The following is a 7,247-nucleotide window of genomic DNA, read 5'->3' as shown; positions in this document are numbered from 1 at the left end:
TCAGCAATGCGGCCCACCACTTCGCGCATGCGCGTCCAGCAGTCGCTCACCATCTTGGCCTGGCGCTCGGCCACGGCCTTGGTGATCTGTGCGCGGATCTCGTCCTGGGCTTCCTTAGCCACGTCAACACGGAAGTCGTTGGCGTCGGGCACGGGCGCGATGTCCAATGAGATGTCGAACATGCCGAACAGCTCGCTGGACTGCGGGTAGTCCTCGGGCCGGTACATCGTGCCCAGGCGCTGGCGTGCGTCCTGGACCAGCTGCGGGTAGATACGGACGAAGTCCGCGACCGCCGTTTGGAACTGCTGCTTGTAGCGCTGCAGCTCCTGCTGGTATTCGAAGAACAAGTCCGACGGCAGCGCGCGATGACCTTTGTCGGTCCAAGGGAGCGTGCGCGAGTAGTGGTACTTGCGCAGTTCATTGGCAATGGCGTCGATGGCAGCCAGGTGGGCCTTGTCGATGAGGTACTTGTTGTACCGGCCGCCTTGCTTGGCGGCGTGGGTCTGGTCTACCTCGGCAGACACAGTGCGGTCGTGCTTGATGGCGGTCCAGCGGCGGATCGTCAAGTCGATCAGCATGGAGCGGTTTTGGATCATGGTGCTTCTCCTAAGAGCTTGCGTCTTGCGTGTTCTTCAAAGAGGGTGTCGAGGAGGTTTAGGTGGTCTTCGGGGCGTGTAAATAGCGCAAGAAAATCCTCGGCTTCGAGGTCGAGTCCTTCCTCTTGGAGGAGCGCCGCTACAGCGCCCAAAAGGCCCGTCCATCGTGAGTCGCTTGGGGCGCCGGCCCATATCTCGCGCGCCCAGTCACAGCGCTGCTGCCGCTGCTCGGCGGTCAGCTCGGTCACGGCAGTTCTCCTAAGAGCTTGCGCGCTGTGTACTCAGCCAAAATGGCGTCGAGGAACTCAGGGTGGCGGTACGGGTGTACGAGGGCCGAGGAGAACTTCAGGTTGTCCCATTTCCCTGGATTTGCTCGCCGCACTTCGAGAGTGCAGCTGACCACACAGTCCCATTCCTTAGACCTGACGGGGAACGCCCACAGCTTTGCAGCGGCGGCGTCCCGTTGAGCCGTTAGATCACCACGTCCTGGTTGGCTGTCATCCATGTCACGAACTCCTTGGTCTTGAGCAGGTCGCGGTTGGCCATGCCCGCAGAGCGCATGAACAGCACCTGGAACTCGACCGGCAGGCGGCCCATGTAGGTGAGCAGCGTGGCCAAGGTGGCTGTGGTGGCCTTCTTGTCCAGCATCGTGGAGATCGCGTACATCGTGGCCGGGGCTGCGGGCACAGGCGTCTTGGTCGGGTTGGCCAGGATCTCTTCAGCTGTCGGCAGATCGCGTGCCATCTTGGCGAATGCGATGTACTCAGCTGCGGCGCCTTCGCCCACGGTGCCCTTGATGAGCTCGAACTCGGTGTCGGCAGCCAGGCCGGACTGCAGCACGTCGTCCACGAACACCCACGAGCGTGGCGATGGGAACGCACGGGGGTTGGTCGCGGGGTCGAAGCTGTGCAGCAGGTTCGAGCGGAACTTGATGAATGCGCGGGTGATGTCGCTCACGCCGTTCTGGGTGGCCCAGGTAAACCAGTCATCCACGTCCACCTCGAAGTCGATGTGGACAAAACGGTTGGCCAGTGCGGCGGGTTGGGCATTGACCACAGAGCGGTCGCTGGCGCGGTTGCCGGCGGCAATGACTGCCCAACCGTCGGGCATCTCGTAGTCGCCGAGCTTACGGTTCAGGATCAGCTGGTAAGCGGCGGCCTGGACTGATTGAGGCGCACTGTTCATCTCGTCGAGGAACAGGATGCCTTTGCCCTTGGTGGGCAGGAAGTCGGGCGGCACGAAGGCCATGGTCTGGGTCTTGCCGGTGCCACGGACCACAGGGAAGCCCTTGAGGTCCACGGGGTCCATGAGGTTGAGGCGCACGTCGCGCAGCTCGAGGCCGAGCTCTTTGGCCACAGAGGCCACGACGTCAGACTTGCCTGCACCCACTGGGCCCCAGATGAAAACGGGACGCTTGCGGGTGACGAGGTGCTGGAGGGATTGCTTGACTGCTGAAGGCTTCATGAGATCCACCTGTTGAGTTAGAGAAAGATGAACGATTACGCGCTATAGCGGCGGTGATCGGGGCCTGGTGTGACGACGTAGTTTCCACCGGCCTGGTTGCGTGTGTCGCGCTCGCGCTTGGCTGCTACTTTGTCTGGGAAGTAGACGTTGGGCAGCAGCTTGTTGGAGGAGGTGTCGCGCAGAGCGAAGAGACGAAGTTTCATGGGTGGTCCACTTGTTGTCGAAGAAAGATAAACGATTATGACACGAGCTTGAGCGCTAGGTAGTCATGAATTTGGTCGGGGCGGATGAAGATGACTGGTTTGCTGTTGCAGGCGTATAGACCTTTGATGCGACACGATACGTCCAAGAATTCGCAGCTGATGCGCACATCCCCATCGGTCGCGCAGCATGGCCCTCCTACTTCATCGACGCAAACGACTTCTCTGCCGAGGACGATTTCTGTTTTCATGACACGAGCTTGAGTGCCATGTACTCAAGTTTCTGTTGTTCATCGATCCAGATGCGGTTGAAGCCGCTCGTGCATGTACTTTGGCTGCCGTCGCAGTCTTTGAATTTAGCGCATGGCATCTGCTTGCTTTACCAATGCGCCCAGCAGCCGTTCTGCCCGTCGACGACAGACACGACTATTAGGTTGCGGTCAGCTGGCGCCATGGCTTTCGATATGCGCTATCGCTGCTGTGATGGCAGCGCTGACTGCATGCTCGTCATAGACAGCGCGTTTGAAGCGAGTCCCGGGCATGTCGATCTGACAGGTCTGAAGCGCGCTCAGCATTTGCTGGATGAGCTGCTCCGATCCGGCCTGCGCCTGGGTGGGCTGCTGGGTGTCTGGTGTTGCCCATCGCACCTCTGCGGGACGCATAGCTTTGACAGTCCCGTCGCTCATCAGATAGTCATTGATGCCAGTACTGCCGCCATAGCCCATCGCTTTCACCGCCACCGGCTTTTTCGCCACTGCTGGCGGCGTGCCCCACTTGGTGATAGCGGCGCGCATTGCGCGAAAGATCCGCTTGGTAGTCAGTGGTTGCGCCTTGCTGGTGTCTTCGCCGTTTGCAGCTTTGTAAACCTCGGTCAGCTCCGCATCTGTCGGCTCAGTCATGGTTTGCTCCTTGCTTGCGGCCCTTGTATTCAACGATGCCCATGCGGTACGCCAGTTGCAGCAACAAGCCGTGCACACACCAGCCGAACACTGCCCCGAGTGCAAAATAGATGAGCAGCACGTAGTCAAGTGCCATCACGCACCTCCTTGCTTGCGGGTTGCGACTGGCGGCTTGATGTACCCGTGCTTGACGCCGTATTCAAGGGCATCGAATACATGCTTGATGGCCTTGCGCGAATCGGCACATGGAAGACCGCTGCCTGGGCAGACTCCAGACTCGTCTGCGCAGTCGCGGCACCGGCCACCATACCGAGCAACGTAGTCGATGTGGGCACTGGTGAACGTCAGCGCCGCATCCTCCAGCACGCTGTCTGCCGCCTGGGCGGGTGGGGTGGACATTGATTCGGCCCACTCTCGTGCGTCCGCCAGGGTGGTGCAAAGGCGCACCAGCGGATGCGCAGCCCACGAGCCCAAAGGGCGCATGGAGCGGTCTTCCAGCACCACACCCGGGGCGTAGACGCCGACGCGCTTGCCAAGCGACAGTGCTGCACCAACCTCGATCAACGCACCCTTGAGTGGGAAATCGTCAGTCTCGACATGCAGCACGAGACCGCGAGCAGAAGAAATCTCGCGGATGATGCGAGCCCACAGTTCGCGGAGGTCGGCAGTCTCACCCGGTCCAGCTTCGTCAATCCAGGTGCTGACAATGGGCCAACCTGCAGCGCGCAGCGCACGCCAGTAGGCCGGGCGCTCAGGCAGGCTGGCGCGGCTCGCAACGTAGATGCCAACTGCCCCACCCGCTGGTGCCGTCACGCTGTCTGCCGGGGCACGGGCTGCGCGGAGTGCCTCTATTTCCAACGCGCCTTCCATGCATGTCTGTGCGTCTAGCTTGTCCCAGCAGGCTCCTTCCGGGTAGTTGATTGCCATGGCCCGCAATTTCGGTGCGGCGCTTTCATCCCGCCCTGGCGCTGGCTGGCTGTCTGCCTGGGGCGCTGTAGAAAGTTCCCACAACTCCGCGACTTCATCCCACTGATAGCCAAGATTTCGCAGCGTGGTGGCTGCGCTGTAAGCAATAAGCCGGTTTATAGGCGACATTGCCGCAGCCGATGGGGCGGGCTGCTGTGCCTCTACCAGGGCGGCAAGGTGATCTTCGTAGCGCACCCATGCACCCGCGTGGTCTGGGATGCCGCTTGGCGTGCTAGAGCGCATGCCCCATTCGTCGGTGTGGTAGCCGATCTTGTATCGGGCGATTGGGCGTTGGGTTTTTGCGGTCATTCTGCTTCTCCTAGAAGTTGGGCGGCCAGGTACTCGGGCAGTTGGTCTTCGGTGATGAAGAACTTGTCGTCGCCGTAGTCTGCACAAGCAAAGGCGCCGCTGTTTGTTCTTGGTGCGTCACAGCCTGTGCTGGAGCCTCGGAACGGGCATTCAATTCTGGAGTAGTCTTCTCTGCGTTTTGTCCCGCAGGCTCTGCCATGAGCTTGCACAGGCGCCACGCGTTTGCCGCCGAGTTCAATCCATACGACGCTCATGTGATCTCTCCCATGAGTTTCATCTCGAGGTAGGTTTGTTTGTCGAGATACACGCCGCCGATGCATGGGCGAGCGGTTGGTTCACCTGCTGGGCGGCGAAGACATGTCTGTGCGTAAACGCAGTTAGAACAATCGATACTTAGGCTACCGCCGGGTCTGTGTGTATATCTTGCAAACACTGCTTCGCCGCCAGGATATGAAACAACTGTGCCTTGTGGTGGCGCTTTGCTCATGTGATCTCTCCCATGAGTTTCATTTCGAGGTAGGTCTGTTTGTCGAGGTACACGCCACCTGGGCAGCGAAGATCGTTTTGGTTGGGCGCAGTTCCACAGAAACGGCTATACGCGCAGCTGCTACATCCTCGCATCGGGAGATTGTTTGCAACGAACACGGCCTCGACGCCACGGTGAACCACCAGCGTACCGAGCGGCGGGGCATCGTCTACATCCAGCGGGGTGGGCACTTTGTTCATGTGATCTCTCCCATGAGTTTGAGCTCGAGGTACTTCATCTTTGGGATGTATTCGCCGGCGTCTGGGGAGGCTGGAGAGCACCTAACAGCTCTGCACGTAGCGCCGAGGTCCTTGGAGTTTTCGGGGCCGGCGCCGCCAAAGATACACCGGGCGCAGTTCTGGCCGTAGCCAGTTTTGGCAAACACAACCTCGGTGCCACCGCCAAGAACAACTAGCGTACCGTGCGCAGGTTGAGCGCGTTCGATGTCCTTGACGGTGAGTGCGGTCATGCTGTTTCCTTAGCCTTCGGGGCGCGTTTGCCGGCCAGCTTTGGGGTAGTCGTCGAAGTAGGCGCGGAAGATGCGCTTGAGCTCGGCGATGCGAGGTGCTGGTCCAGATACATCTGGAACTGTGCGGTGTCCTTCCACGTTGTCTTGATGCCGCGGACGCTCTTGTTGTTGACCCATACGACTTCCAGGTGCAGGCGGTGGTGTTTGAGGAGCGACGTGAACTTGTTCGGGCTGGTGGGCATGCCGCCCACGGTGAAGTCGAACAGAGTGCGCAGCTCCTCGCGGGAGATCGCGCACGAGCCACCAGGCTGCGTGCGGGCGATCATGTTGCGCAGCACGTCCTCATAGTCCTTGACCTTGTTGGCCTGGAGTGCATTGCGGACGTAGCTGTTGTCGGTGGGCAACTGCTCCACGAAGAAGTTGAAGTTGCCTTCGAGGAGCGCCGAGCCCACGGTGTCGACCGAGCTCTCGCTGATCGAGATCATGGTGTCACGGTCTGCGGTCTGGATGATCTGGCCGGCCAGCTCGTAGTCGGCCGGATAGTTCACCAGGTAGTCGTAGAACGCTTGGAGCTCTTTCTCGATGCCATCGATCTCCGCGTCGGTCATCACCAGCTTGATTGACTGGTACTTGCCCACATTGAAGCGGCGATCGCCCTTCTTGATGCTGACAGGGTCAGGCATGTTGGAGGAGAAGATCCAGTTCGTGTAGTTATGCACTACCACGTCATTCGAGTACATCGCACGGATGGGCACGGTGTCTTCGGTGATGAAGTTGCGCAGCTTGGCCATGACGCCTTGCTCGTTTTGCAGTGCCTTGGTCTGGACTTCGTCAACGAAGACCAGGAACGAGTTCTGCATGAACTGGTTGTACTTCTCGTTGAGCTCCTCCATGCGGCGCAGCGCAACGTGGGTACCAAACAGTGGGCGCAGGATCTTGCTGACCATCACGCCCTTGCCTGTGCCTTCGGTGCCGTGCAGGACCCATGCGGTGCGAGTGCGGTCACGGGTCTGCACGACGGTGGCCAGCCAGTTGACGAAATGGTCGTAGATAGCCTGGTCGCTGCCAAGTGCATGCCAGATCACCTTGTTGATGGTCTTGGGGATGGCCTTGGGCTGCTTAGCGCCAGCGTTGAGCATGTACTGCGTAGGCTGGAACTTGTTGACCTGGCGGTTCTGGACGTCGACACGCACGAAGTCTTGTGGATCGAACGTGAGATCCCACTCGGGCACGAAGTCCCCCATGGGCACGCCGTATTGCTTGGCAAAGTGACGCAGCTGTGTCTCGTTCTTGGCTGGCGTGATATCCAGCAGATCGGTAGCTGCGTCGTACGTACCGCGCCAGTAGATACCGGTGGAGCGATCTAAGAAAGCGAGGTAGGTCAGGCCGTTGGAGGAGACGCGCGTGGAAGACCCTGTGCCAGTAAGTTGTTGCCAGTAATCCGGCAGCAGCTCTTTCGTGAGGTAGGCTGGCTCGCCCTTGAAGTTGAGGATGTAGTCCGGCGCGTTCTCTGGGTGGTAGTACGCCCATGAGTCTCCTCCGTTCAGGTTGAAGTAGACAAAGCCGCGCTCGGTCTTCATCTCGGTGATGATGCACTCGTCAGGTTTGAGCATGACCTCGGTGTTGCCATGCATCTTGTACGCGATCTTGCGTGCGGGGAGGCCGTGCTCTTCGCGCAGGTCAGCGATGCGCTTGTGGGTGAGCTCCTTGTTCTTGCTGGAGCTGGACACGATGCCGTTGAGGCTGAGCTTGTCGTGCTTGCGCTTGACGAGCGAGATGCGAGGCGTCTTGCCCATCGGGTCTTTGATGCTCTTGAGC

11 protein-coding genes and 1 pseudogene are annotated in these 7,247 nt (G+C 59.9%); all 12 read right to left on the bottom strand.

Annotation, left to right across the window (positions count from 1 at the left end; all coding sequences use genetic code 11):
- A pseudogene (locus tag DBR23_RS02340) lies at positions 1-596 on the bottom strand (hypothetical protein); the annotation flags it as partial.
- Positions 593-844, bottom strand: a complete 252-nt coding sequence (locus tag DBR23_RS02335; RefSeq protein ID WP_108497189.1) for a hypothetical protein — start codon at positions 842-844, stop codon at positions 593-595. The gene DBR23_RS02335 and the pseudogene DBR23_RS02340, both read right to left, overlap by 4 nt.
- Entirely contained in the window at positions 841-1,101 is a 261-nt protein-coding gene (locus DBR23_RS30195; protein WP_233250234.1) for a hypothetical protein, read from the bottom strand. The genes DBR23_RS02335 and DBR23_RS30195 overlap by 4 nt, the downstream gene beginning before the upstream one ends.
- The gene (locus DBR23_RS02330) at positions 1,068-2,060 is read right to left on the bottom strand and encodes an AAA family ATPase (protein ID WP_108497188.1); all 993 of its coding nucleotides are present in this window, start codon (positions 2,058-2,060) and stop codon (positions 1,068-1,070) included. Before DBR23_RS02330 ends, DBR23_RS30195 begins: the two co-directional genes overlap by 34 nt.
- A 35-nt stretch (positions 2,061-2,095) precedes the next feature.
- Positions 2,096-2,263 (bottom strand): hypothetical protein, encoded by a 168-nt coding sequence (locus DBR23_RS29495; protein WP_158276415.1) that lies wholly within the window; start codon positions 2,261-2,263, stop codon positions 2,096-2,098.
- A 437-nt stretch (positions 2,264-2,700) separates the two neighbouring features.
- The gene (locus tag DBR23_RS02325) at positions 2,701-3,159 is read right to left on the bottom strand and encodes a hypothetical protein (RefSeq protein WP_108497187.1); all 459 of its coding nucleotides are present in this window, start codon (positions 3,157-3,159) and stop codon (positions 2,701-2,703) included.
- Positions 3,152-3,295: a hypothetical protein gene (locus tag DBR23_RS29490; protein ID WP_158276414.1), complete on the bottom strand. Its 144-nt coding sequence runs from the start codon at positions 3,293-3,295 to the stop codon at positions 3,152-3,154. The genes DBR23_RS02325 and DBR23_RS29490 overlap by 8 nt, the downstream gene beginning before the upstream one ends.
- Positions 3,295-4,434 (bottom strand): hypothetical protein, encoded by a 1,140-nt coding sequence (locus DBR23_RS02320; RefSeq protein WP_146191199.1) that lies wholly within the window; start codon positions 4,432-4,434, stop codon positions 3,295-3,297. The genes DBR23_RS29490 and DBR23_RS02320 overlap by 1 nt, the downstream gene beginning before the upstream one ends.
- Positions 4,431-4,688: a hypothetical protein gene (locus tag DBR23_RS29135; RefSeq protein ID WP_146191198.1), complete on the bottom strand. Its 258-nt coding sequence runs from the start codon at positions 4,686-4,688 to the stop codon at positions 4,431-4,433. The genes DBR23_RS02320 and DBR23_RS29135 overlap by 4 nt, the downstream gene beginning before the upstream one ends.
- Before the next feature lie 229 nt (positions 4,689-4,917).
- A complete protein-coding gene (locus DBR23_RS29130) occupies positions 4,918-5,160 on the bottom strand; it encodes a hypothetical protein (RefSeq protein WP_146191197.1) in 243 nt (80 codons plus the stop codon).
- Complete coding sequence (locus DBR23_RS02315; RefSeq protein ID WP_108497185.1) at positions 5,157-5,429, bottom strand: hypothetical protein; 273 nt, start codon at positions 5,427-5,429, stop codon at positions 5,157-5,159. Before DBR23_RS02315 ends, DBR23_RS29130 begins: the two co-directional genes overlap by 4 nt.
- Positions 5,426-7,247, bottom strand: a 1,822-nt coding sequence (locus DBR23_RS29485; protein WP_158276413.1) for a primase-helicase family protein, incomplete at its 5' end; no start/stop codon positions are given. The genes DBR23_RS29485 and DBR23_RS02315, both read right to left, overlap by 4 nt.

Source organism: Acidovorax sp. HMWF018 (genome assembly GCF_003061035.1).
In the GTDB taxonomy this organism is placed as follows: domain Bacteria; phylum Pseudomonadota; class Gammaproteobacteria; order Burkholderiales; family Burkholderiaceae_C; genus Acidovorax; species Acidovorax delafieldii.
The sequence above is the reverse complement of the archived record's forward strand: the minus strand, read 5'-3'. Positions and strand labels throughout refer to the sequence as shown.

What these genes read in the sequence shown, in the direction of transcription:
- DBR23_RS02320 (WP_146191199.1), bottom strand. Translation starts at nt 4,434, where the DNA reads ATGACCGCAAAAACCCAACGCCCAATCGCCCGATACAAGATCGGCTAC.
- DBR23_RS02330 (WP_108497188.1), bottom strand. Translation starts at nt 2,060, where the DNA reads ATGAAGCCTTCAGCAGTCAAGCAATCCCTCCAGCACCTCGTCACCCGC.
- DBR23_RS30195 (WP_233250234.1), bottom strand. Translation starts at nt 1,101, where the DNA reads ATGGATGACAGCCAACCAGGACGTGGTGATCTAACGGCTCAACGGGAC.
- DBR23_RS29490 (WP_158276414.1), bottom strand. Translation starts at nt 3,295, where the DNA reads ATGGCACTTGACTACGTGCTGCTCATCTATTTTGCACTCGGGGCAGTG.
- DBR23_RS02325 (WP_108497187.1), bottom strand. Translation starts at nt 3,159, where the DNA reads ATGACTGAGCCGACAGATGCGGAGCTGACCGAGGTTTACAAAGCTGCA.
- DBR23_RS29495 (WP_158276415.1), bottom strand. Translation starts at nt 2,263, where the DNA reads ATGAAACTTCGTCTCTTCGCTCTGCGCGACACCTCCTCCAACAAGCTG.
- DBR23_RS29130 (WP_146191197.1), bottom strand. Translation starts at nt 5,160, where the DNA reads ATGAACAAAGTGCCCACCCCGCTGGATGTAGACGATGCCCCGCCGCTC.
- DBR23_RS02315 (WP_108497185.1), bottom strand. Translation starts at nt 5,429, where the DNA reads ATGACCGCACTCACCGTCAAGGACATCGAACGCGCTCAACCTGCGCAC.
- DBR23_RS29135 (WP_146191198.1), bottom strand. Translation starts at nt 4,688, where the DNA reads ATGAGCGTCGTATGGATTGAACTCGGCGGCAAACGCGTGGCGCCTGTG.